This window comes from Sporocytophaga myxococcoides DSM 11118, assembly GCF_000426725.1.
Taxonomy (GTDB): domain Bacteria; phylum Bacteroidota; class Bacteroidia; order Cytophagales; family Cytophagaceae; genus Sporocytophaga; species Sporocytophaga myxococcoides.
Map to the genome: position 1 here is coordinate 499,744 of NZ_AUFX01000004.1, position 24,989 is coordinate 524,732.

Annotated in this window: 17 protein-coding genes and 1 pseudogene; 7 read left to right on the forward strand and 11 right to left on the reverse strand. The window is 37.7% G+C overall.

The genetic code is table 11. The annotated features are described in order from the left end of the window. Genes trpD through K350_RS0105020 form a run of 3 tightly spaced genes read right to left on the reverse strand, consistent with a single transcriptional unit; the run spans position 1 to position 2,987 of the window. Positions 1-993, reverse strand: a complete 993-nt coding sequence (gene trpD / locus K350_RS0105010) for an anthranilate phosphoribosyltransferase (RefSeq protein ID WP_028978969.1) — start codon at positions 991-993, stop codon at positions 1-3. Positions 994-1,005: 12 nt separating this feature from the next. Beyond that, positions 1,006-1,575 (reverse strand): anthranilate synthase component II, encoded by a 570-nt coding sequence (locus tag K350_RS0105015; protein WP_028978970.1) that lies wholly within the window; start codon positions 1,573-1,575, stop codon positions 1,006-1,008. 5 nt (positions 1,576-1,580) lie between these two features. After that, positions 1,581-2,987, reverse strand: coding sequence for an anthranilate synthase component I family protein (locus K350_RS0105020; RefSeq protein WP_028978971.1), 1,407 nt, complete (start codon positions 2,985-2,987; stop codon positions 1,581-1,583). Between the two features lie 267 nt (positions 2,988-3,254). Here K350_RS0105020 and lysA point away from each other — a divergent pair, with 267 nt between their 5' ends. After that, complete coding sequence (gene lysA / locus K350_RS0105025) at positions 3,255-4,487, forward strand: diaminopimelate decarboxylase (RefSeq protein WP_028978972.1); 1,233 nt, start codon at positions 3,255-3,257, stop codon at positions 4,485-4,487. Positions 4,488-4,562: 75 nt separating this feature from the next. Here lysA and K350_RS30790 read toward each other — a convergent pair whose 3' ends face one another. After that, positions 4,563-7,244, reverse strand: a complete 2,682-nt coding sequence (locus tag K350_RS30790; protein WP_028978973.1) for a toxin-antitoxin system YwqK family antitoxin — start codon at positions 7,242-7,244, stop codon at positions 4,563-4,565. Positions 7,245-7,478: 234 nt separating this feature from the next. Further along, a complete protein-coding gene (locus K350_RS31915; protein ID WP_081670895.1) occupies positions 7,479-8,921 on the reverse strand; it encodes an eCIS core domain-containing protein in 1,443 nt (480 codons plus the stop codon). A gap of 200 nt (positions 8,922-9,121) precedes the next feature. Here K350_RS31915 and xseA point away from each other — a divergent pair, with 200 nt between their 5' ends. Together xseA and xseB are read left to right on the forward strand one after the other, a co-directional pair. After that, positions 9,122-10,528, forward strand: a complete 1,407-nt coding sequence (gene xseA / locus K350_RS0105040; RefSeq protein WP_028978974.1) for an exodeoxyribonuclease VII large subunit — start codon at positions 9,122-9,124, stop codon at positions 10,526-10,528. Further along, positions 10,521-10,724, forward strand: coding sequence for an exodeoxyribonuclease VII small subunit (xseB, locus tag K350_RS0105045; protein WP_028978975.1), 204 nt, complete (start codon positions 10,521-10,523; stop codon positions 10,722-10,724). Before xseA ends, xseB begins: the two co-directional genes overlap by 8 nt. A 179-nt stretch (positions 10,725-10,903) precedes the next feature. Here the strand turns inward: xseB and K350_RS0105050 are convergent, their stop codons facing one another. After that, on the reverse strand, positions 10,904-11,746 hold the full coding sequence (locus K350_RS0105050) for a hypothetical protein (RefSeq protein ID WP_028978976.1): 843 nt from the start codon (positions 11,744-11,746) through the stop codon (positions 10,904-10,906). A 151-nt stretch (positions 11,747-11,897) separates the two neighbouring features. Next, positions 11,898-13,484, reverse strand: coding sequence for an FMN-binding glutamate synthase family protein (locus K350_RS27465; RefSeq protein ID WP_051312879.1), 1,587 nt, complete (start codon positions 13,482-13,484; stop codon positions 11,898-11,900). 120 nt (positions 13,485-13,604) lie between these two features. Between K350_RS27465 and K350_RS0105060 the strand changes: the two genes are divergently transcribed. Then, positions 13,605-13,835, forward strand: coding sequence for a hypothetical protein (locus K350_RS0105060; RefSeq protein ID WP_156026935.1), 231 nt, complete (start codon positions 13,605-13,607; stop codon positions 13,833-13,835). A gap of 44 nt (positions 13,836-13,879) precedes the next feature. Here K350_RS0105060 and K350_RS0105065 read toward each other — a convergent pair whose 3' ends face one another. Next, positions 13,880-14,341, reverse strand: coding sequence for a leucine-rich repeat domain-containing protein (locus tag K350_RS0105065; protein WP_028978978.1), 462 nt, complete (start codon positions 14,339-14,341; stop codon positions 13,880-13,882). Between the two features lie 124 nt (positions 14,342-14,465). On the opposite strand from K350_RS0105065, the gene K350_RS0105070 reads away from it, so the two are divergent. Continuing rightward, the gene (locus K350_RS0105070; protein WP_028978979.1) at positions 14,466-17,390 is read left to right on the forward strand and encodes an FAD-binding and (Fe-S)-binding domain-containing protein; all 2,925 of its coding nucleotides are present in this window, start codon (positions 14,466-14,468) and stop codon (positions 17,388-17,390) included. 95 nt (positions 17,391-17,485) lie between these two features. Next, on the forward strand, positions 17,486-18,157 hold the full coding sequence (locus tag K350_RS0105075) for a peptidylprolyl isomerase (RefSeq protein WP_028978980.1): 672 nt from the start codon (positions 17,486-17,488) through the stop codon (positions 18,155-18,157). A 60-nt stretch (positions 18,158-18,217) separates the two neighbouring features. Here the strand turns inward: K350_RS0105075 and K350_RS30795 are convergent, their stop codons facing one another. Next, entirely contained in the window at positions 18,218-21,427 is a 3,210-nt protein-coding gene (locus tag K350_RS30795) for a PAS domain-containing protein (RefSeq protein ID WP_051312880.1), read from the reverse strand. 342 nt (positions 21,428-21,769) lie between these two features. Between K350_RS30795 and K350_RS0105085 the strand changes: the two genes are divergently transcribed. Next, the gene (locus K350_RS0105085; protein WP_028978981.1) at positions 21,770-23,083 is read left to right on the forward strand and encodes a gluconate:H+ symporter; all 1,314 of its coding nucleotides are present in this window, start codon (positions 21,770-21,772) and stop codon (positions 23,081-23,083) included. Between the two features lie 170 nt (positions 23,084-23,253). On the opposite strand, the gene K350_RS33065 is transcribed toward K350_RS0105085, so the two are convergent. Both K350_RS33065 and K350_RS33070 read right to left on the reverse strand, forming a co-directional pair. Next, positions 23,254-24,219 carry an ABC-F family ATP-binding cassette domain-containing protein gene (locus K350_RS33065; RefSeq protein WP_425423902.1) on the reverse strand — a complete coding sequence of 322 codons (966 nt, stop codon included), beginning with the start codon at positions 24,217-24,219 and terminating at the stop codon, positions 23,254-23,256. 27 nt (positions 24,220-24,246) lie between these two features. Beyond that, a pseudogene (locus K350_RS33070) lies at positions 24,247-24,882 on the reverse strand (ABC-F family ATP-binding cassette domain-containing protein); the annotation flags it as partial. Positions 24,883-24,989: the final 107 nt, after the last annotated feature.

Consider the following 24,989-nt stretch of genomic DNA (forward strand, 5'->3'; position numbering starts at 1 on the left):
TTAATTCAGAGATAGCAATGTTTTAAATGCGCTCAAAGCTTTGCCAGATGCAAGAGACTCTTTAGCAAGCCCGATAGAATCTTCCAGGCTAAGGTCTGGTCTTGCACACCAGATCGCCATCGCTGCATTTACAACGACCGCAGAGGTTTGCTCCTCCGTTGCCTCATTGCACAATACATTCGTAAATATTTTGGCCGATGATTCAAGAGATTTCCCTGATGACAAGGCTTCTGCCTTAAGCTTTTTGAAACCTAAATCTTCTGGCTGAAGAATGGTTTCCTTTTTATTACTGATCAGTTTGAATGCTCCTGTAAGAGAAATTTCATCATATCCATCCAGTGAATGCAGAATGGCAAAGTTTTTACCTGTCTTTTGGTAAAGATAACCATAAAGCCTTGCCAATTCAAGACTGAACACACCTACAAGCTGGTTCTGAGGAAAGGCAGGATTCGACATTGGTCCAAGCATATTGAAAAAAGTTTTCACTCCCAGATCTTTTCTGATAGGACCAACATTTTTCATTGATGGATGGAACAGAGGAGCGTGCAGAATACATATCCCTGCATTCTCAATCTGTTTTTTTAATGTACTTATATCATTGGTAAACTTATAACCGAAGTGTTCCATGATGTTAGAAGAACCAACGCCTGAAGAAACCCCATAATTTCCATGCTTAGCAACTCTGACGCCAGCGCCAGCCACTACAAAAGATGCTAGGGTAGAGACATTAAAGGTATCTTTACCATCACCTCCCGTACCGCAAAGATCTATAGGATTATATTCTGACAAATCCGTTGCAAGACAAAGCTCAAGCATAGCATCCCTGAAGCCTTCCAGCTCCTCAACAGTAATGCTGCGCATCATGTATACAGTCATGAAGCACGCCATCTGACTATGATTGACGCGCCCCATGGTAATATCAGTCAGAGCCTGTTTTGCTGTATCTTTGCTCAGACTCTTTTGTTCCAGTAGCTGAAGAATTATCTCTTTCATTATCAAATCGGATTAACCGTTTAACCAGTTTTTCATAATCAATTTGCCATTTTCAGTAAGGACAGATTCCGGATGAAACTGGACACCTCTTACCTTGTGCTTCTTATGTCTCAGGGCCATTATATTGCCTTTCTCATCTGCGGCAGTTACCTCAATCTGATCAAGATTACTCTTAGGATCCACAGCCCATGAATGATATCTTCCACACATAAACTCCTGAGGAAGGCCATTGAAAATATAGTCTGGTACAGAGACCTTCGTCTTGATCGACAGGCCATGATACACCTGGTCCAGATTGATAAGGCTAGCTCCATATACTTCACCTATTCCCTGATGACCGAGGCATACGCCGAAAATATCTTTCTCGGCTCCGTATTTCTTTACTATTTCATGCAAAATACCGGCTTCCGAAGGGACACCAGGTCCTGGGGAAAGGAGTATTTTATCAAAATTCTTAACCTCGTCAATGGAAATTTTATCATTACGATGAATTTCCATGTTTGCTCCAAAGCCTAACTCTTTTATAATATGAACTATGTTATATACAAAAGAATCGTAATTGTCTAAAACTAAAAGGCGCATTGTATTTATATTTCTTTAGCTAGTTTAATTGCAGTGCGCAGAGCAAGCAATTTATTATTTACTTCATTTAATTCGCTTTGCAATTCAGATTTTGCAACTACTCCTGCTCCTGCCTGATAATACAGATGATTATTTTTACTCAGGAAAGAACGGATCATGATAGCATGGTTGAAATCTCCATTGAAGGAAAGCAGACCAATACAACCACCGTAATATCCTCTGTTTCCATTCTCAAATTTGTTGATCAGCGTCATCGCCATATGCTTAGGCGCACCTGAAAGCGTCCCTGCCGGAAACGTATCGGCCACAAGGCTTAACGAAGACTTATCGCCTTCCAATACACCCGTTACTTTAGAAACAAGGTGAATAACGTGAGAATAATATTGTATTTCTTTAAACGTTTCTACTGCTACCTCTTTTCCACTCCGGCTCAAATCATTACGTGCCAGATCGACTAGCATCACGTGTTCTGAATTTTCCTTAGGATCGTCAAAAAGTTTTCTGGCCAGCTCTGCATCATTGTCATCGTTCCCGGTTCTTTTAAAAGTACCGGCAATCGGGTGAATACTTGCTTTTCCGTTTTTAATAACGATTTGTGCTTCAGGGCTGGAGCCGAAAATTTTAAAGCTTCCGTAATCGAAATAAAAGAGGTATGGTGAAGGATTTACAGATCTTAATGCCCTGTATACATTGAATTCATCGCCGGTATAACTTTGTGAAAACCTTCTCGAAAGTACTATCTGAAAAACATCGCCTCTGTAACAATGATCAATTCCTTTCTTCACAACATCCAGAAATTCCTTGTCTGTGAAATTTGATATTTCGTCCTCGCAGGGAAAAAATTTATATGAAGCAAAATTCTTGTTTTTCAGAAGAGACTCTACCTGATCAAGTCCTTTACATTCATCATTATAACAGTGCTCAAAAATAAACAGCTCATTTTTGAAGTGATTGATAACAATCACATACTGATACACATGGTATAGAATTTCCGGGATTTTTCTGTCTTCAGTCTCAAATGTCTTGATTTCCAAGTCTTCGAAATATCTGACAGAATCATAGGCTATATAACCGAATAACCCATTGTTGCTAAAATTAAACGGACTTTTTTCAGTTTCAAAAGAGCTTTTAAAAGTTTCTAATGCACTCAAAACCTGAGCTCTATCGGTAATTTTTACTGACTTCGATGTTTTGTTAGGGAATTCAGTAATGATGTTTCCCTCAGAAACTTCGAATTTTGCCAGAGGATTGCAGCAGATGTATGAAAAGCTATTCTCATTGCTATGATAATCTGAGCTTTCCAAGAGAATGCTGTTCGCAAATTTATCCCTGATTTTCAGATAAATACTGACTGGCGTAATGGTGTCCGCTAATAATTTTTTGTAAGATGTCGTAAGTTTATACTGTACCATAGTTTATCTTCTCCCCTTTTAAACTAAAAAAGCTTGCTGTTGTTGAACAGCAAGCTTCCCTTAATATTTTTATGCATATATAGCTCTTGTGTTCACACTTCTTAAGAAATGCTCCACCACCAGCTCATATGTACGTTTAACTTCATTTTTTTATCGACGAATACTCAAATTAATTGATAATTTTCCGAAAGTCCAAAAGTTATACAAAAAATATTGCATTAACTAATCCCAATGGAATTGTTATCTTTGTATTTCATAAATTTTACTATGTTGCTCAAAGAGGTCAATTATCAGATTCAGGGTGTAGAATTATCCGAAATCGCAAAAGAGTTCGGTTCGCCTGTTTATGTTTACGATGCGGAAAAAATCCTTTCGCAGTTTCAGAGGTTAAAAAATGCTTTTTCCGGTGTAAATCTAAAGATTAAGTACGCAGCAAAAGCATTGACCAATCAGGCCATCCTTAAACTTTTAAATAAAGCCGGATCAGGGATAGATGTAGTGAGCTTACAAGAGCTGGAGCTTGGCCTTCTGGCTGGTTTCACTGCAAAGGACATCATGTTTACTCCTAACTGTGTGGCTTATGAAGAAATTCAGGCTGGTGTAAAAAAAGGTGTAACCATCAATCTTGATAACCTTCCTTTCCTGGAAAAATTCGGTAAAGAATTTGGCTCATCAGTACCTTGCTGCATCAGAATCAATCCACATATAGATGCGGGAGGAAATGTTAAAATCATGACCGGCCATAAAGAATCTAAATTCGGTATTTCGATAGAACAGTTTCCTGAAATTCTTGAAGTAGTTTCAAAATACAACATTGATATAATCGGCCTTCACATTCACAGTGGTTCTGACTTTAAGAGTGCAGATGCATTTGTGAAAGCAGCTGATATTCTTTTTGATCTTGCTAAGAACTTTAAGAACCTTCGTTTCCTTGACTTCGGAAGCGGTTTCAAAGTGGCTTATAAAGAAGGAGATTATACAACAGATATTGCAGAGCTTGGAGAAAAAATGTCTTCTTCATTTCAGCAATTCTGCAAAAACTATGGCAGAGAACTGGAGCTATGGTTTGAGCCAGGTAAATTCCTTGTGAGTGAATCAGGTTATTTATTGGTTCAGACAAACGTTGTAAAAGAAACCCCAGACCTGACTTTTGTTGGAGTAAACTCTGGATTGAATCATCTGATCCGACCTATGATGTATGGTGCTTATCACAGCATTGTAAATATCTCTAATCCTTCAGGAGTTGAGAAGCCTTATAATGTAGTAGGATATATCTGCGAAACAGACACATTCGGAACAGGACTTGTGTTAAATGATGTTCGCGAAGGTGATATTCTTGCAATTAAAAATGCGGGCGCTTATGGTTTCAGCATGAGTTCAAATTATAACTCAAGGTTCAGACCTGCTGAAGTGCTTGTTTATAAGGGCAAAGCGCATCTGATAAGAAAAAGAGAAACAATGGAAGACCTGCTACGAAATCAGGTGAATATAGAGCTTTAAGAAATTAAAGGCTGTCTTTTAAGACAGCCTTTTTTATTCAACTCTTTTCGATAATGATCAGATTAAGGATTAAAATTATTTCGCAATCGTTTCCTCCATCTTTGAATCTCCAATTTCTACTCCTCCAGCTCCTTCACCCTTCCATTTTTTCTCTTCCTGCTTCTTTCGTTCATATTCTTCAGGATAGAATTTTTTTATGCATTCATTCAGACTCATTGCTTCATATAATGACAGGATATCACTTTTAAAATACCTTATTTCATCCTTTGTAAATTTGCTCTTCGGAGAATTTATCAGAAGCATTGTTTCATTCATATAAGCGTCCCCTTCCTTTCTGTCTCCAACCTGGTAAGCAGCTGTAATTGCTGACCCACGCACATGTAGACTTATTTCTGATCCTACTCCAGTAAAAAGTTTCATATAGGTTTTAATCAGCTGGGATGCATTTTCTTTCTTACCAGCACGGGAATAAAGAGAAGCAAGCCCAGTAATTTTGTAGGCATAATAATTATAGTATTCAGGCTCTATCTGTTGTAGGCTTTTAATGCTAAAAACAATTGAAGCAGGATCATTCAGAAATATGTCCTTATCTCCTACTAGGGAATCAAATGGTAAACCTAAATTCACAATAAATCCTTTCCGAGAACTGACGTCACCGAATATATAATTGCTTTCAAACATTAATGGATACTTGGGATTCTTTTCAGTAAAGGCCTGAAGAAAATCCATCTGTAGGATTTCAGATTTTACAATATATGAATAAGTCTTTTGTGGGAACCGATAAAATCTATCCTTACTGATATGCAAATCCAAATTAGAAAGATTGTATGGCAACTCGAGCTTGCCTGATAGAACTTGTTTCTCCTGAATCAATTCTAGAAAACTCTGGACCGAAATGTTTTTATATATACTGCTACCTGATGCTATTTGAAAACTGTTCATCTTATTATAAACCGAATCAGCGATGCTAAACTTCAGATCGTTCTCGTTCTTAATAAAGTCCCGATACCAGTCAGCCAGCAAATCATTTGCACCTATTACAATCACATCTTTTCTATAATTTTCAGTAAGCTGAATCCCATACAAAAGCAGCCAGTTTTGCGAAAACAGTAAAGCATTCTGCTCGCATTCACTCAAAACCCTCTTTCCGTGTGCTGAAAGAGTTGGGGTAAAATGGACTAGGGACAAAAATCGATTGTACTCTTTGATATTATTAAAATGTTTGGCACGAATAGCAATCAGCAGATAATTATATGCGAAAGAGTTCTCATTTAGGCCGATTTTTGAAACAAATGGTTGTTTAGAAAATTCTTTCAATGATTTGAAATAATACTGAGTAGCTGTAGTATCCTTCTTTTCCAGCGATTGAATGATCTGATCAACATATGCTTCGAATAAACTTGGTTGCAATGAATCCGGAACAGAAGCTTTTCCATGCAATAGTTTAATTACATCTTCTGACCAGCCATCATAGCCGGAAAAAAGTGTCTTAGGCTTGAAAAGGTTGGCATTCTTCTTATAATATTCATTAGCACCTTTTCCATAAGCAGAATATTTTAAACCGGGAGCAGTTACAAACTTCTGATCTTTAAAGCTCCAGAGCATGATTAATCCCCCTGGTGTTTCCGGAGTTGAAATAAACCAGCCTGATGGTTTCCTATGCAAATAAACCATTGTCTCAAAATTTGTAATGAGGTATTTAAAGACCTCTTCGAAAGAGATGAAATACCTCAGGTCTTGAAGCTTACCCGCAACTGATTCATTCGAATAGTTTTTCTCACCAATAAGTTTCCCAAATAAATCATACTCCTTCACAAGTCCTTGAGGCTGATCATTTATATAATTTACAATCTTCCTCTCTTGTCCAGTGTAATAAAATGTTTTGTCCGGACCATTCAGTTTACCACCTGTTCTCAATTCTTCAGATTTCAAAATTCCATTGGAGTAATATTCCCGGCCAATAAGGATGTTCCCTTCTCTTCGATATTCGTTTTTCAACTTCCCTAGAGGAGAATATTGCAATCTGAAAAGTACCTGATTTGAAGCAACCATTGTAGAGTCGAGAATATTTCCGTTTCTATAAAAATATGTTTTAGTTGATATTCCTGTCTGGTCATTTTCCGTGGTCGAATAAACTTTTTCTTTATTGGAATAATAAGTTTTAATAACACCCTTTTCCGATTTAACAACTACTGTGTCAGTAATTTTGGAGTCCCGAAAATTTTGACTTTTACTTACATCGGGCAATACTTGAGGAGAGCCAATCTGAGGTAAATAATTTTTCACTTCATCAGGGAAATAATCAAACTTTATCGAGCTGCCCATAAGCCTATAGCCCTTGTTTGTTAAGACAGTTCTGACAATACATACATAGTTGCCGGTATCATTTATATTGAATGTGACCAGCACAAACTTTTGTTCGTTATCCTTTTTAGAAGGGAGCTGATAGGCTTTTTTAAATTTGACAAACTTCCAGCCTATACCTCTTTCATAGATTTCACTATGTGCAGATAACACCTTCGAATAACCTCTCAAATACTCTCTTTCTAACGCTGTAGATTTTTCCGTTTCTTTTTTATTATCATATTCCTTTATCAATGGAACTGCATCTACCGAAACCATTACTTTCTTTAATTCCTCATACTTACATTCTTGCATGAGTTTAAAAACATGTTCTGCAAATTTTTTAGGACTATTAATCTGGGCTTTAACAAATGTACAATTGAGTACAAATAGTAGGGCAAAAGTATATTTCATAAGAACACTAAAAATTATAAATCTAAAGTTACGGAATTTTGAATTCTTTATCAGGGCATGACTAAAGATTCGCAGGTATAGTTTTGTGCATACTGCGTGATATTAGCAATACATACAGTTGCAGGAGAGGTGCAGCGTGAGCCATTACGTCTCGCGGCCATTTAGCTGATAATATGTTTTTATGTTGTGTTTAACTCTTACAGATTAAAGAATCATAAAGTGAATGTTATGGCATTACTTCCCACGGGGTTTAGGGTATTGAGTGGAAATTTGATTTTCATACCAACTTTCATTCTTATTTTTAAACGCTTGAGACTCCTTCCCCGATAACTTCATCGCAGCTATCTTTTCACCATGTTTTATGGCTAAACCAGCATCATCCCTTTTATCGGTATTATAAATATCCACTTTACCATCATCTTCAGATTTATCTTTATTTACATGGACATGCTCAATAAATCGATGTGGGTAATTCGTAATTGTATGATGCCCTGGTACCCAGCCTCTCTTCCAAGGTCCGTTTAGTAGGTCTGCTTTATTTTGATCATTTCCAACATCGGTAGGTGCTATTTTTTGGTAACTCTTGTCGAAATGGAAGGTGTGAATGTTTTTATCATTTCCTCCGGTCCCTTTTTGAGACTCCACATGAATACCAATACCACTATCCACTTGTGTTTTGAAGGGAAGCTTCGAAATGGATAATGAATTTTGTTTTAAAAATAGTGCTGCATCATTGGCATCTTTTATTTTTTCAATTTCAATTATCAAACGTGCCAATCTTTGATTGGCATCTTCGCTAGACTTTTTATCTTGCGGTGAAATTGTAGTATCTGCCTCTAGTTTTTTAGTAGAATCGCGTATAAATTTTTTAATTTTTTCTATTAACGGGTTTCTGGTAGCTCTTTTGGATAATTCATCTACCTTCTCTTTCATTGGAGCACCTTCAAACATATTACTCCCTGCGTCTTCATATATGTCATTGACTCCATTTTTATCAATATGCTTATTAATGTAATCTTTTGGGTCGGCAAATGCTTTCTTAGAAAACACTTCTTTCTTTTGGATTGTTGTTTCTTTCAATTGTCCTTTATCCCTCAATGCCGTCTGAGAGTTATAAGAAACAGCCTGTAATGCCTTTCCTCCCATCTCATCCGCCTCTTTCTCCAATCCCGCATCATCATTCGCATTCACTCCACCCTTCATTTGCATGGTCGGATTTACTCTCCCTTGTTTCTGCTGGACTATGTGCCAGGCTTCATGAGGCAGGTGTTTCTCCTGTCCGGGAGCTAAATGTATATCTGTCCCTTGTGCGTATGCATGAGCATTGAATTGAGCAGGTTTATCAGAATTACGATGGACATTCACATCATCCATAGAATACCCAGAAAGGTTTTCTATACCAGATTTTAAATTATCTGGCAAGCCTGTATTGTTTCCCTTTTTCTGAATAGGTGGCTGTCTGAGTGCGGTACTATTGTCAACCATAGTCTGCAGTTGAGCTGCTTGTTTCGCTTGCTGACTGTTATTTACCATGTCCTGAAGTTTTCTTTGAGCAACTGCTTCCGGCCGATTATCAACAAACTGAAAATTAGAATTGCTTCTACTTTGTCTTTGAGAAACGAAATTCGAAACTGATCGATTTTTGTTCTCTTGTCCTTTGTCGGCGTGAGTGCTCATTGTTCTTCTTTCAAATTAGACTTATTGACTAAAAACATCAGAATAAAGGGTATATGATTTATTCTCCCAGGAACCACCAATCTAACTAATTTCCCATAACGATTGAGCTCAACCCGCAACTTATTTTTTACACTCCATTTGAATCTTATAATTTAATTCAATAATTTGCCTTAAGCCATTAACCGTTCTCATTTCAACAAATGCCTAACCAGATCAATGACAAGAGTGTATTTTCATTGCTTGAAGTGACCAAGAGCATACAAAAGACTCTTTCTGAAAGGTATAAAAATGCTTTTTGGGTAATGGCAGAAATGAACAAGCTGAACCATTATAAACATTCAGGCCATTGTTATCCGGAGCTTGTTGAAAAGCAGGAGGGAAAAGTTATTGCTCAGTTAAAATCCATACTTTGGAAAACGGATTACTTAAACGCAAACGACAAGTTTCTTAAGATTCTTAAAGAGCCATTAAAAGATGGTATCAAGATTTTATTTCTTGCAAAAATATGTTTTGATCCGGGATATGGTTTAGCGCTTAACATACTTGAGATTGATCCTCACTATACTCTTGGAGATCTTGAGAGAGAAAAGAAAGAGACTATTCTTAAACTACAAAACGAAGGAATATACCATCAAAACAAAACATTAAAGCTTCCTCTGTTACCACAAAGGCTTGCCATCATATCGGTTGAAACGAGCAAGGGTTATGCAGATTTCATGAAAGTAATTGAGGAAAATTCATGGAATTATAAATTCTTTACCTTTCTCTTTCCCTCATTACTACAAGGTGAAAAGGCTGTTGAAGACATCATCAGACAATTGAGGAACATCAAAAAAGTCATAGAGCACTTCGACGCTGTTGCAATCATTAGGGGTGGAGGAGGTGACGTGGGATTGTCATGTTATAATAATTATTTGCTGTCAAAAGAAATTGCCTTATTCCCGATCCCTGTTTTGACTGGAATTGGCCATGCAACCAATGAAACGGTAGCAGAAATGATTTCCTTTTCAAATCAGATCACCCCAACGAAGCTTGCTGAATTTCTCTTACAGAAATTTCACAACTTTTCCATTCCCGTTCAAAAGGCTGAGGATAAAATCAAAGACAAAAGCCTTCGAATGATCACGGATGAAAAGGCCAGATTTCATAGCGCTTCCAGGTTATTCAGGTCTGTTTCAACTAATAGTATTAACAAATACAAAAATGATATTGTGAATGAGAGCAAATCATTATCGCATCATTCATTTTATATACTGAAGAAAGAGAACCTTTGTCTGAAAACGGTGACTGCAGATATGAGAAAAGATTTAAAGCTGCTCCACCGTCAATCTCTCCTGCTTTTGGCTCAGAACAAAAAAGAGATTGTTAAACGCTTACCAGGATTTATAGAATCAAAATCACAAGAATTAAAAAACATAGAAAAAAACATCAATAACATGAGCCCTGAAAGCGTGTTAAAAAGAGGCTATAGCATTACCTTGTATAATGGTAAGGCATTAAAAAGCGTTGACAAGCTAAAGAAGGGAGATTTAATTCAGACTAGAGTTATAGACGGTGTTATTGATAGTAATATTAAATCAATAGATCAATCAGACAAAGATGCGTGAAAAAATAAGCTATACAGAAGCATTTGAAGAACTTCAACTAATTGTTTCAGAAATAGAACAAGGAGAAATTTCCGTAGATGACCTGTCAGATAAAGTAAAAAGAGCTGCTCAACTTATAAAAATCTGCAAGACAAAACTAAGTACAACAGAAGAGGATGTGAGTAAAATTCTTAAAGAATTAGAAAATGAGGAATAGTTTCTTTTTGTCCGGAACAAAAACAAGAAAAGGCCATCTCTTAATGAGAGAGCCTTTTCCCTATACATTTAATTAATTGTCCTACTTCAGCCAACTCTTTATCTCTGCATATCCAAGATAAGGACAAACCTTTAGATTCCGCGTCATCTTGTTAAGAGGCTCAGAATTTCATTGTATCACTATTTCCCCTTATCCAACTTCTTTCTCAGAACATCAAAATTCGCGTGAACAAAATTATTTACTCCTTTTGCTCCTTGCCTCCAAAGTATAGTTCCATTCTTATCTAAAGAATAAATCATGATATATCCTACCTTAGCATTATCAACGTAATCAAAGTAAAGAACGTCTGACTTTTTCTCCTCTAGGGCTTTTGAAAATTCCTCTCCGCTTAAGACTTTTACCGGATATGGATATTTTGCTTTTATATCTTCCTCATCTCTTGAGCCTATATGTAATTTATTTACATAGATAGTCTTTTCTCTGATACTCTGTTTCGGGGCAATCAGATCATCCATCCCATTCAATAAGTAGCCTTGCAAATTATAGATATCTTTGATTATTCCTCCTTTTAAAGAAAACTCTTGCATGCTGGTTGGAACGAAAATGAAATTTGATTTTTTTACTTTTCCTTTAGCATTCACCTCTGGCCCAAGATAAGCATTCCTTTTAACCGTTTTACCAAAAGCCAATCCTCCACCAACGGTAGTTCCTACCTTTACAAATTCAAAACTTAGAAAAATATATTTTTCATTTTTCTGATAGTCACCAATTTTAGCTTCAAGCTCATGAGAAGAGACTACTTTATAAGGGGTTAATGTCCAATCCGTTTTTAATGCTTCATTCAATGGTCCTTTTATATCATTTGTATATTCCTCTGACTCGTCAAGAATTACAACAAGCGTTTTATCCTTATAAGAAATAGGCTTGCTTAGAGGGTTCAATCCTAAATACTGTCCCAAAACAGCACTTGAAAACAGGATAAAAAACAAGAAAAAAAGACTGCTAATTTTAATTCTATTCATTTTTGTAAAATTTAATCTTACGACAATAATACGTAAGACTAATCAGATTAAAAATCTCAGTTTCAAACAAACATTACTTCTAAAGCTAACTAAGAAGGGCCTTAACGGCCCCTTCTTTATGCTAAAATCCTAAATATATAATAACAAACGTCTAAACCAGTTGCCCTTCTTTCTTCTTCGCAATTGCCGGTCCTCCAAGATAATGGCAATCCTTAATATCCTGCATACTAGTAAAGTTCACCTTTACCTTATCGTATTTGTAAGAGTCTCTCAACTTTATTGTCATGTTGTTATCACCCATACTAAGATCCACATCTCTCATAGTCATCTGGCAAGGATGCTCATAACCGCATGCGTGTGTGATTTCAAGTAGTTCTTTTCTAAGTGTTTTAATATAATTATAACATCTTTCAGACTTCAAGGTCACATCTACCCCGGCAGCAAGCCATTTATTCTGAGTCGCAACACCTGCCGGACATCTGTTTGTATGGCATACCTGGGCTTGAATACAACCAATAGACATCATCGCTTCTCTTGCAACGTTAATGATATCCGCCCCCATAGCAAAGGCCGTCAACGCTTTAGCCGGGAATCCCAGTTTACCAGAAGCTATAAATACAATTCTGTCTGACAAACCTCTTTCAGCAAATACTTTATAGATTTTACTGAAGGCATAAGCAAAAGGTAATGAAACATGGTCAGCAAATGCGGGAGGTGCAGCTCCTGTTCCACCTTCTCCACCATCAATTGTAATAAAATCAGGACCAGTGCCTCTTTCTGCCATCAAATCAGCAAGTTCTTCCCACATCTCCAATTTACCAACTGCAGATTTTATTCCAACCGGCAAGCCTGTCCTGTCTGCTACCTTTTCTATAAAATCCATCATTTCAGGCACATTGCCAAAAGCTGAGTGACAAGCTGGAGATATTACATCTTTTCCCATTTGAACCTGACGAATCTCAGCAACCTCCGGAGTTATCTTGGCAGCAGGAAGTACCCCGCCCTTGCCAGGTTTAGCACCCTGGGAAAGTTTAAATTCAATTGCTTTCACAAACGTATTCTTCTTAACCAAAGCCTCCATTTTCTCCATTGAGAAATTTCCTAATTCATCTCTCACCCCAAAATATCCCGTACCTACCTGAAAGACAACATCTGCACCAAAAGAGTGATAAGGCGCTAAACCTCCTTCACCTGTATTATGATAACAACCTGCTTTCAAAGCGCCCTTATTCATAGATTCAACAGCTTTTGAAGAAAGTGAACCATAACTCATCGCAGAAATATTTACTATAGAATAAGGTCTGAACGGCTTTTTTCTTTTATTCGCAAGTCCGATGACCTTTGCACATGGCACAAATGCAGGGTCTTCAATATTTGGGTGGCCCGGCTTCAGACCGAAAGGAAACATTGCCGGGTTAATGAAAATATGCCCTGCCGCATTCTGGTCCTGGTCTGTACCAAATCCCTGGTAATTATTTTCTCTCTTTGAGCTTGCATAAATCCATGAACGCTGGCTACGGTTGAAAGGAAGTTCCTCTCTGTTATTAGCAACGATATACTGTCTCATTTCAGGTCCGATCTTCTCAAGCAAGTAGCGCAGGTGACCAACCACAGGAAAATTGTGCTTAATCGTATGTGCACGGTTGAAGAAAATGTCCTTAATGGCTATCGAAACTATCACTGCCAGCGGAACAATCCACCAGAAATGATTCATGAAGAAATGAAGGATAGAGTCCATAATTCTGTTTTGCTATTTTATAAACTAAGGTTATGTACGGGGTAATTTCGCTTTGGATTTCTTTAAAAACGAAGAACAATGCTTATTCAGGTGAGTTTTAGGTAAAAATAATGTAAAACTATGAAAAGACTAATTTTTTGCAGCTTGATATTTTCACTGATGTCTTGCAACAAATCACCTGAAGAACAGAAGGCAAGAATGCAAGAAGATAAACTTCAAAATGCAGCGGATTTGGAAAAGGCAAGAGCAGACTCTTTAGATCTGGCAGCAAGAAAGCTTAAGAAAGAAGCAGATTCTGTAAGAGATGTGGCAAAAGAACTGAAGGACTCGTCAAGAAATATTGGAAAATAAATGCCTGTAAGTTTTCAATATACAGACAAGCATTTACCTTTCATTCAATCATTTGATAAAATCATCTTTACATTTGGCAAAAACTTCTTAGCCTCTTCAAATTGAGCCGGTTTCCAATAGGCATGATCAGAAATGTTCACTGCCTGAAGATTAGGAAGCTGAGCCAAAACCGGAGGAAGCTTTGCCATGTAATTTGTACCGGTCAAATCGATATATCTTAATTTTTTCAAATTCGCCATTTCAGCAGGGAGCGTGGTAATTCTGTTAAAAGAAACATCCAGACATTCCAGGTTGGTTAATTTTCCGATTTCAGGAGGTATGGCAGTAAGCTTTAACATACTGATATCCAACTTTACCACCTTCTCCGGCTCAGCAAGTGCATCCTGGAGAGAAGTGTATTTTTTTGCGTCCGGACAATAATCCGGGAAAAGAGGTTTAGAAGTTACGCTCAGAAGAGAAAGGCCTAAAATGATAAAAAATGCGGCCGGAACGATTATTTTTTTCATACTTATAGAACTTTGAATTTAAAAATAGCGATTTTTATAATAAAAAAGCAGAATTGTCATATTCTGCCCATTTGTTATCCCGCAAATCGTTAAATTTGTAGTTTCCTAAGAATATAAGAAGTTAATGCTGGCGAAATTAGAAGAACTGAAGAATTCACTTGAAGGCGAGTTTTTTACAGACCTTACCATGCGTACTCTTTACGCAACCGACGCATCTGTTTACCGCGAACTGCCACTGGCTGTGGCAAGACCAAAATCGGAGTCGGATATTAAAAAACTAATAACATTCGCCAATCAACATAAAACATCGATCATTCCACGTACTGCAGGTACCTCACTTGCCGGACAGGTTGTGGGAAAAGGAATCGTGGTAGATGTTTCGTTCCACTGGACAAAAGTTCTGGAAATCAATAAAGCGGAGAAGTGGGTAAGAGTGCAGCCGGGTGTAAACCTTGACGAGCTCAACAAAATTCTTGAACCACAAGGACTTTTCTTTGCTCCGGAAACGTCCACCTCTACCAGATGTATGATTGGGGGAATGGTGGGAAACAACTCCTGTGGTTCTCACTCAGTCATTTACGGAACTACAAGAGATCACACTCTTGAACTGAAAACTATTCTGAGCGATGGTTCTGATGCTACCTTTAAATCTGTTACCCTTGATGAATTTGAAGCAAAAACCAAAGGCTCAACCCTCGAAAGTAACATATACAAGCATATTAAGAATATTCTTTCCGACTCTGCCAATGCTGAGGAAATCAGAAAAGAATTTCCTAAGCCTTCTATCAGAAGAAGAAATACCGGATATGCAATAGACGAGTTGCTCGAATCACAGCCATTCACTTCTGGTAAACCTGCATTTAACATGTGTAAGTTACTTGCCGGTTCTGAAGGTACGCTTGCATTTACCACTGAAATCAAACTTAACCTGGTGGATGTGCCGCCAAAGCATAAAGCTGTGGTAGCTGTTCACATGAATACCATCGACGAAAGTACAAGAGCTAACCTGATTGCGCTAAAGTATAATCCAGGAGCTGTCGAACTTATTGATGATATTATTCTTCAGTGCACCAAACATAATATCGAGCAGACCAAAAACCGCTTCTTTGTGCAAGGAGATCCGGGTGCATTATTGGTAGTTGAGTTTGCTAGAGACAGCAAAGAAGAAATTGAAAAGCTTGCCAGCGAAATGGAAGCTGAAATGAGAGCCAATGGATATGGATACTATTTTCCGGTACTTCATGGAGCTGATGTAAATAAAGTCTGGAGTCTTAGAAAAGCGGGCCTTGGTTTGCTGGCGAATGTTCCTGGCGATCCTAAAGCAGTAGCCTGTATTGAAGATACAGCAGTAGCTGTAGAAGATCAGCCAGAATTTATTAAAGAATTCCAACAAATACTTGAGAAGCATAATAAGTCATGTGTCTTTTACGCGCATATCGGTGACGGGGAAATTCACCTTCGCCCTATTCTTGATCTGAAAAAGGAAGAAGACAGACAAATGTTCTTCACTATCACTGATGAAGTAGCTGACCTTGTAAAAAAATTTCAAGGATCTCTCAGCGGAGAACATGGAGATGGAAGAGTAAGAGGGGAATTTGTTAAAAAGATGATAGGAGAAAAGAACTATAACATGATTGTAGATCTTAAACATGTATGGGATCCTAACAACATCTTTAATCCAGGGAAAATAGTTCATACTCCAAAAATGAATGAATTCTTGAGGTATGAATCCAATCAGGTTACCAATCAGTTTAATACTGTATTCGACTTCTCAGAAAGCCAGGGAATATTGAGACTTGCGGAGCAATGTAATGGTTCCGGAGATTGCCGTAAATCACATATCATAGGCGGGACCATGTGCCCTAGCTTTATGGCAACGAGAAGCGAAAAAGAAACTACAAGAGCAAGAGCCAACATCCTGAGAGAGTTTCTTACCAGATCTCCTAAAAAGAATAAATTTGCCCACGACGAAATTTACGAGGTAATGGATCTTTGCTTGTCTTGCAAAGGCTGCAAATCTGAATGTCCATCTAACGTCGATGTGGCAAAGATGAAAGCAGAATTCCTTCAGCAGTATTATGATGAAAAGGGAGTTCCTTTCAGAGCCATGATGATAGCTAATTTTGCTAAAGCCAACAGCATAGTTAGTAATTTCTCAGGCTTGTCAAATTTTGTCATGAAAAACAGTCTTACAGGAGGTATAATGAAAAAGGTACTGGGCATGTCAAACAAACGTCCATTACCACTTCTTTCACCGGTAACTCTTAGAAAATGGGCAGGCAAAAATAAAGAAGCGCTGCAGGCAAAGGGAAGTAAAAAAGGAAAGGTCTTCTTATTCTGTGACGAATACACCAACTATAACGAGGCTGATATCGGAATCAAAGCAATAGCCTTGCTTACCAAGCTTGGATATGAAGTCGAAATACCTGAGCACCTTGAAAGTGCGAGAACATACATGTCTAAAGGACTTATCCGTGAAGCTCAGAAAATAGCAAGAAAGAACATTGACATGCTAAAAGACAAAGTAAGCAAAGAACATCCAATGCTTGGAATAGAACCTTCTGCGATCCTGTCTTTCAGAGATGAATATCCTGCGCTAGCAACACCTGAACAAAAACAGTCCGCGGAAAACCTTGCTAAGAACAGCTTACTTATAGATGAATTCCTTGCAAAAGAAGCAGAAGCCGGAAGAATTGATGCCAATGCTTTCAAAAAAGAAGCAAAGCAGATAAAACTTCATGGTCACTGCCATCAGAAGGCACTTTCATCTGTATCATATACCCAGAAGATTCTTACCCTGCCTTCAAACTATAAAGTGGAGGTAATTCCATCAGGATGCTGTGGAATGGCAGGATCCTTCGGATATGAAGAGGAACACTATGATGTCTCCATGAAAGTTGGCGAACTTGTGCTCTTCCCTGCAGTCAGAAAAGCTTCTGAAGAGACAATCATTGCTGCGCCGGGAACAAGCTGCAGACATCAGATAAAAGATGGAACAGGCAGGTCTGCCAAACATCCGGTAGAAATTTTATTTGACGCATTGGCATAAACCTAAACAATTGGATAACAGATAAGTTAGGGGAATGCTCAACTTCTAATATCTCAGAAAACATTAAAAGAAAACAAATAGAACCATACCGCATTATGAAAAAAATAGTTTTTGCGATAATTTCTCTTCTTATCTACAAGGTATCCTTTGCACAAATGAGCCTTACCCCTAAGGAGAAGCAAGCAATGGACTGGCTTCAAACTAAGACCAAAGCTTTTAAAGCTTCAAAGAATGATAGTCTGTTTGTTGTCAATAACAGTGAAAAGCCATACTACATAGTTCGTTTCAGTCCTGGTGACCAAAAAGAAGACATAGATAAAGAAATATTTGCTGCTAAAGTCGGAGATATAGTAGGACCGTTCAGAGGAGATTCTTTTTGTTATTCATTTAAAGTAAAAAAATTCAGCGAGCCTCTCAATAGAGTCAAAGCAGATCTTATACAGTTTATACCAAAGTCTTTTAAAGATGAAGCTGAAATTAAAAAGTATATAGACAAGTATACAGCACTTGTGAAGAAAGACGATAAAGAGGTGTATAAGATTGCATTGAAAGATGAAGAGAAGCTTGCCCTGAAAAGAAAAGATCTGGGTTGGATCTGGGAAAATCAGACAGACAAAGAATATTACGAGCAAGTATATGCTGCAGAAAAAGGTGAACCTGTAGTGATAAGAAATGCAAAGGGTATTTTTATTCTGAATATTACAGCTGAGAAACAAGAAGCACCTTATAAGGTAGAGCTTGTTCCTCTGGTGAAAAAAATTGAATAACGGAACAAAACAGCAAATAGAAGATCAGGCAGCAATGTCTGATCTTTTTTTAGCCCTTAATTAGCCAACGGGAAAATATAATCTGAAACTAGTACCTACTCCTTCTTCACTTTCCACTTCTATCTTGCCAGAAGCATTTTCCATAATCCTTTTAACTATATACATGCCCACACCTGTTCCTTCAACATGGCTGTGAAGTCTCTTAAACATTCCGAAAACCTTGTCCTTTTTACTCATATCAAACCCCATCCCATTATCAGAAATGGTTATCAGGATATAATTACCAGATATGGATTCTGATCGTATTGAAATAATGGGAGCTCTTTCCGGAGAACGGAATTTAATTGCATTGCTAAGCATGTTATAAATAACACTACGAAAATTTTTCCTGGAAAACTTAATTGATGGTACAGAGAGGTCAGAAAAAATCTCAGCATGAGATGACTTAATTTGCTCTGAATACTCAACCTTAAAATCCCTGATGATCTCTTCTATTCCAATCCTCTCTTCATAATTTTCAGTTCCTTTCTGAATTTTACTGATTTCAGAAAGTTCTTCTATGGTCTTTTTAAGCTTTTCAACACTAAGCACAACAAAGTTCAGCATTTCATTGATATCGCCTTTGCATTGTTGATTTGCTTCTTCAAGTAGGCTTTTAAGCAGGCCTTCCATATTTACAATCGGACTTTTAAGATCATGAGAGGCGGTATATATAAAATTGTCAAGTTCAGAATTGATCTTAATAAGCTCGACATTCCTTTCCTCAAGAGATCTTTCATAATTATATCTGTCGGTAAGGTCTGTCCCCATGACTATGAAACCTTTCACCTCTCCCCTGTTATCTGTATCTGGTATATAATTTAGTTTAAAATAAACCTTTTCATTATTCTTACTCAGAAAATTATTTTCTAAAGTAAGTTCTTCGCCGGCCAGGACTCGCTTCAGCATAGGGAAAATAATTTTAAAACTTTCTTCTCCGATCAATTCAGAAATATACTTACCATTGATGCTTCCTTCTACATTAAAAACTTTATAGTAATGATCGTTGGCAAAAACGTATTTGAGATCCTTGTCGATATATGATATCAGTGCAGGCACTGCATTTGTAATTATCGTTAATTGTTTTTCTCTGTCCTTCAACTGCTCTTGGTTCTTTCGAAGCTCACCGGTCCGCTCCTCCACAATTTCTTCAAGGCTCGCATTGAGTCTTTTAATTTCCTCCTCGATTTTTTTCCTTTCCGTAATCTCGGTTGCCGCAGCTATTACTTTAGTCACCTTACCTTCAGAATCTCGTTCAAAAGCAGAATCCTTAGATAAGCCCCAATGCCAGTTACCCTGTTTGTCTCTGGCCCTGTATTCAATAGTCCTGGAGGTTTCAAAGCCACCTAACGCAAACTCTTCAAGATGCTTTAATATTTTAGGTTGATCATCCGGGTGAATCAGTATTTTAAATGCATCCATGCCCATTGCAAGAATCTCCTCCGAAGTATAACCCAGTATTTCTTCAACATACCTGTTGATATAAATCGGAGTTTGCGATTTCAGCTCGTGAATGATTATTACATTAGGATTGGCTTCCATAATCTTTGTTATAAAAGCCTTACTTTCTTCCAGCTGGTTTTCAGTTTTTTTAAGATCGGTAATATCTGTGGCAATTCCTATAACCTGGACTACTTGTCCAGTTTCATCCCTTTTAAATACACTATGTCTGAGGTGAAACCAACGCCAGCTTCCATCTGCATGTTTCAGTCTGCCTTCCACTGATTTTACCTCTCCATTCTTCAGTGTCTTAAGTTCTTCCCAATGTTTAACGTTTTCATCAAAGTCGTCAGGATGCAACAATGCAGGCATAAAATTATCTCCAAGACTTTTAAAATATTCAGTGGGATAACCTAAATCATCTCCTGGTGACCTTGCCGAAAATATATTGCTTCTCTTTTCCAAATCATATACATAAATAGAGTTAGGAGAAGTGTCAAGTATGCTTTGTACAAAATGCTGACTTTCCTGAAGGTGCAATTCAGCTTCTTTCCTTTCAGTTATGTCCATACTCGAAGCTATAATTTGAATGATATTTTCGGATGCATCTTTTTTGAAAGCAGACAAGGCTACATGTATCCATCTCCAGGAGCCATCAGCGTGCCTGAATCTAAACTCCTGCCTTAAGACTCCATCTCCCACATATTTAAGATCATCCTGGAATTTAGTTAACAAAGGCAGGTCGTCAGGATGAATAATTTCCCAGAAAACCTTTAGTGGATCTTCAAAATCTTCCTCTATATAGCCCAAATCTGCCAGAATTGACCTGTTTGAAAAGATGACCTCCTGTGATACGATATCCTGAACAAATATATAACTAGGTATGGTTTCTGTGATCTTATTTACAAAGTGGATATTCTCCCGCAAATACTCCTCTGCTTCTTTCTTCTCAGTAATATCTCTTGCAACGCCGATGATTTCTTTAACTCGTCCCTGTTCATCTCTACTGAATACAGAAATCTGATTGTTCAGCCATTTCACACTTCCATCGGAAGCAACTACCCTGAACTCAAAAGTATTCATAGCATTCTGGGTCAGCTCCTTTAAATCGGCATGATTCTTATTGAAAATTTCCAGATCCTTAGGATAAATAATCTTTTGTAAAAAACCTATACCCATCTCCTCCACTTCCTTTGCGCTATAGCCTAGGGTATTTATAACATTGTTATTAACAAAAATATTCTTCTCCTCCAATACATCGTAGACAAAGACATCGAAAGGGCTCGAATTCATCACTTTGTCAATAAAGTTAAGACTGCGCTTTAATTGCTTCTCTGTTTCTTTCTTTTCAGTAACATCAGTGATTGTGCCTGTGATTTGTTTTACTCCTCCTACTTCATTTCTATCAAAGACAGACTCTTTCAGGATAAACCATCTCCAGGTGCCATCTGCATGTTTGAGTTTGGTATTAGTGACTTTAACCTCTCCATCTTTTAATTCAAGAATTTCCTTAAAATGATCAGATTTAAGATGGACAAATTCCGGGTCCATTATCTTATAAAAAAACTCTTCTCCAAATGCTTCAATTTCTGATGGCTCATAACCCAGCGATTGCCTGGCATATTCATTTACATACACAAACCGCTTTTCTTCTATATCATAAATGTATATTGTGTTGGCAACAGTGCCCAGCACCTTCCGGATAAATGCAGATTTGTGTTCTCGGTCCAGTTGGTCATCTGCTAATCCCCTCTTTCTGGGCTTCCGGTTTTTCCTGCTTATATATCTCATAGGTTTAGATAATGAAATAGAGCATACAAACAGCAAATAAACCAAAACTGATAATATTCTTTGAATACAAAATAATCAATACGAATTCACCAACTGTACTAAACAGAAGGCTTAATTTATCTCCTACTTTTTCAATGATGACGTTCAACTCCGGAAAAAATTAAAGTAATAAACCTTTAAATTCAACCTGATAACAAGATTTATGTTTTCCCCTAACAATCAGTCTTCAATGAGCGATTCAATGATTTCGCTGGAGTTGTCTCGCAAAAAGAAACAGAATTTATTTTGCTCACAATGAACATCTTGAGCAAAATCGGTAAATTGCATATAAAAATATCTGAGATGCCAGTAATCCTCATCACCTGCAGCATTCTGCTTTTGCTTGTTTTAATGCTTTTCCTGAAATTCAATGCCTTTATATCCCTCACACTTGTATCATTATTTCTGGGCATCTCTTTCGGAATGCCTGCTGACAACTTGATTTCCTCCATACAGAAAGGTTTTGGAGACACTCTGGGAAGTCTTACTTTCATCGTTGTCTTCGGTGCAATGCTAGGAAAAATAGTGGGGGAAAGCGGTGCTGCCTTGCAGATCAGCAATAGTCTTAATCGTCTGTTTGGGCCCAAAAATGTTGTTTGGGCAGTTGTACTTACCGGATTTATTATAGGAATTCCTCTGTTTTATACTGCAGGTTTCGTTTTACTTATTCCATTGGTATTTACTATCGCAGCTGTCGGGAATTTCTCTCCAGTATACATAGGAATCCCTATGGCAGCAGCACTTTCCGTAACACATGGCTTCCTTCCACCGCATCCGGGTCCGGTAGCTCTTGCTTCTATTTTTAAAGCAGACCTTGGCCTCACACTAATCTATGGAAGTATTATTGCTGTTCCTGCAATCGTGCTTGCAGGACCTTTTTACGGGAGATTTGTAAAAGATATAAAAAGCTCAGGAAGTCCTGCTAAATCAAATGTCCAGCCCTTGGAATTACCTTCCTTCGGAATAAGCTTATTCACCGCCTTATTCCCTGTACTTTTGATTTCCATCGGAGCTTGCCTGATTCCTTTTTTAACGAAAGAAACTATTGTTTATAAGCTCCTAAGTTTTTGGGGGAATCCTTTTATTGCAATGCTTTTAGCAGTCATTGTAGCTACCTATAACCTAGGCATCTCAAGAGGTCAATCAGTAAAAGAAGTTATGGATTTGTACAATGTCGCCATATCGGAGGTCGCTTTAATCATACTGATTATAGGAGCAGGAGGTGCATTTAAACAAGTTTTGATCGACAGTAAATCCGCAGAATATCTTGCTGAAATTTTTCGTGGTTCCAGTCTATCTCCTCTTGTTTTAGCATGGACTATGGCCGCAATCATCAGACTAGCTCTTGGTTCTGCAACCGTTGCTGCACTTACTTCCGCAGGAATAATTCTACCTTTAATTCAAAGTTCACATGTTAGTCCCGAGCTTACTGTCCTTTCCATTGGCGCTGGAAGTCTTATGTTCTCACACGTAAATGATGCAGGCTTCTGGATTTTCAAAGAATATTTTAACCTTTCCATTGCTCAAACAATCAGGAGCTGGTCTATAATGGAAACTATTGTCTCTGTTACGGGACTTGCAGGGGTGCTGTTGTTAGATCTGATCCTGGTCAGTTAAGGAGGTAGCAACAGCAAATGGAGGCAGAAATTATTCTGTTGCTGGTGCTCAAACTGTTGCTAAGCTAAAGTTACCAATCATGATCTTCAGGAAAAAGATTTAAAACCTTAACAAATAAAAAAGGAGGCCATTATCACCAGCCTCCTTTTTCATTACTTTAAAACTTATTCTTATTTCATTACTGAATAAAGTTCTTCACGTTGCGCTTTTACTTTTTCACTCTTCACAAATTCCTCATACGTCATCAGTTTGTCAATTAAACCGTAAGGAGTAATTTCTATAACTCTGTTCGCAACAGTTTGCATAAACTCATAGTCATGGGTTGCAAATAAAATAATGCCCTTAAAATCCTTCAAACTATTGTTCAAAGATGTGATAGACTCAAGGTCAAGGTGATTGGTTGGTTCATCCAATACCAGAACGTTGGCAGACTCAAGCATCATTTTAGAAAGCATGCATCTTACCTTTTCTCCTCCTGATAATACTTTAGACTGCTTTAATGACTCTTCACCTGTAAAGAGCATTTTACCAAGGAATCCGCGTATAAAGCTCTCGTCCTTTTCTTTGGAAAATTGTCTTAACCAGTCAACAAGGTTTAAATCAGAAGAATTGAAATAACTGCTGTTGTCTTTAGGGAAATAGGATTGTGTTGTAGTAACTCCCCACTTTAACTCCCCCTTATCAGCCTGCTGAACTCCCATCAGAACATCAAAGAACATTGATATAGCAAGTGTATCTTTGCTTACAAATGCAACCTTGTCGTTTCTATTCAGACTGAAAGTAATATTGCTGAACATTGGCTTTCCGTCTTCGCCGATTTTGCAGAGGTTATCTACAGATAACACCTGATCTCCGACTTCCCTTTCAGGCTTCCAGATTACAGCAGGATATTTTCTGCTCGAAGGTTTAATATCATCAAGGGTTAGTTTATCAAGAAGTTTTTGTCTTGAAGTGGCTTGCTTGGATTTTGATGCATTCGCGCTGAATCTTGCAATGAACTCCTGCAACTCGGCTCTTTTTTCCTCAACCTTTTTATTCTGGTCAGCTCTTTGTTTAGTCGCTAACTGACTTGAGTGGTACCAGAAAGAATAGTTACCAGCATATAACTGTATTTTAGCATAATCGATATCTGCCACGTGAGTACAAACCTGATCCAGGAAGTGTCTGTCGTGACTTACAACTATTACTGTATTCTTAAAATCAGCAAGGAAATTTTCCAGCCACATTACTGATTCAATATCAAGGTGGTTCGTAGGCTCATCGAGAAGAAGGATATCAGGATTTCCAAATAACGCTTGAGCTAGCAACACCCTAACTTTATCCTTACCTTCCAGGTCTTTCATCAGACTGTAGTGAAGGTGCTCTTTTACTCCCAGGCCGCTAAGCATTTCTGCAGCTTCCGATTCCGCATTCCAGCCATTAAGATCTGCAAACTCTGCTTCAAGGTCAGAAGCCCTAACCCCATCAGCATCAGAAAAATCCGGCTTGGCATAAATAGCATCTTTTTCCTGAATGATATCAAATAGTTTTTTATGGCCCATCAATACTGTTTGCAGAACAGGAACTTCGTCAAATTCAAAGTGATTCTGTTTTAAAATTGCAAGGCGCTCTCCTGGAGTAATAGCTATAGATCCTGAAGTTGGATCTATTTCTCCGGACATTATTTTCAAAAAAGTGGATTTTCCGGCTCCGTTCGCTCCGATTAAACCATAGCAGTTTCCCGGAGTAAACTTGATGTTAACGTCTTCAAATAAGGTTCTTTTTCCATATCTGAGGGTAACGTTTGATGTACTGATCATATTTTTTCTGATTCCTGATATTATAGAAAGGCAAATTTACGAATAATTGGCGAGACTATCCCCTTAATATTTCTTAACTCTATTTCATTAGAAAATATCCCAAAGAC

What these genes read in the sequence shown, in the direction of transcription:
- K350_RS0105085 (WP_028978981.1), top strand. Translation starts at nt 21,770, where the DNA reads ATGCCAGTAATCCTCATCACCTGCAGCATTCTGCTTTTGCTTGTTTTA.
- K350_RS31915 (WP_081670895.1), bottom strand. Translation starts at nt 8,921, where the DNA reads ATGAGCACTCACGCCGACAAAGGACAAGAGAACAAAAATCGATCAGTT.
- K350_RS27465 (WP_051312879.1), bottom strand. Translation starts at nt 13,484, where the DNA reads ATGGACTCTATCCTTCATTTCTTCATGAATCATTTCTGGTGGATTGTT.
- K350_RS0105015 (WP_028978970.1), bottom strand. Translation starts at nt 1,575, where the DNA reads ATGCGCCTTTTAGTTTTAGACAATTACGATTCTTTTGTATATAACATA.
- K350_RS0105060 (WP_156026935.1), top strand. Translation starts at nt 13,605, where the DNA reads ATGAAAAGACTAATTTTTTGCAGCTTGATATTTTCACTGATGTCTTGC.
- trpD (WP_028978969.1), bottom strand. Translation starts at nt 993, where the DNA reads ATGAAAGAGATAATTCTTCAGCTACTGGAACAAAAGAGTCTGAGCAAA.
- K350_RS0105075 (WP_028978980.1), top strand. Translation starts at nt 17,486, where the DNA reads ATGAAAAAAATAGTTTTTGCGATAATTTCTCTTCTTATCTACAAGGTA.
- xseA (WP_028978974.1), top strand. Translation starts at nt 9,122, where the DNA reads ATGCCTAACCAGATCAATGACAAGAGTGTATTTTCATTGCTTGAAGTG.
- K350_RS0105020 (WP_028978971.1), bottom strand. Translation starts at nt 2,987, where the DNA reads ATGGTACAGTATAAACTTACGACATCTTACAAAAAATTATTAGCGGAC.
- K350_RS30790 (WP_028978973.1), bottom strand. Translation starts at nt 7,244, where the DNA reads ATGAAATATACTTTTGCCCTACTATTTGTACTCAATTGTACATTTGTT.
- xseB (WP_028978975.1), top strand. Translation starts at nt 10,521, where the DNA reads ATGCGTGAAAAAATAAGCTATACAGAAGCATTTGAAGAACTTCAACTA.
- K350_RS0105070 (WP_028978979.1), top strand. Translation starts at nt 14,466, where the DNA reads ATGCTGGCGAAATTAGAAGAACTGAAGAATTCACTTGAAGGCGAGTTT.
- lysA (WP_028978972.1), top strand. Translation starts at nt 3,255, where the DNA reads ATGTTGCTCAAAGAGGTCAATTATCAGATTCAGGGTGTAGAATTATCC.
- K350_RS30795 (WP_051312880.1), bottom strand. Translation starts at nt 21,427, where the DNA reads ATGAGATATATAAGCAGGAAAAACCGGAAGCCCAGAAAGAGGGGATTA.
- K350_RS0105050 (WP_028978976.1), bottom strand. Translation starts at nt 11,746, where the DNA reads ATGAATAGAATTAAAATTAGCAGTCTTTTTTTCTTGTTTTTTATCCTG.
- K350_RS0105065 (WP_028978978.1), bottom strand. Translation starts at nt 14,341, where the DNA reads ATGAAAAAAATAATCGTTCCGGCCGCATTTTTTATCATTTTAGGCCTT.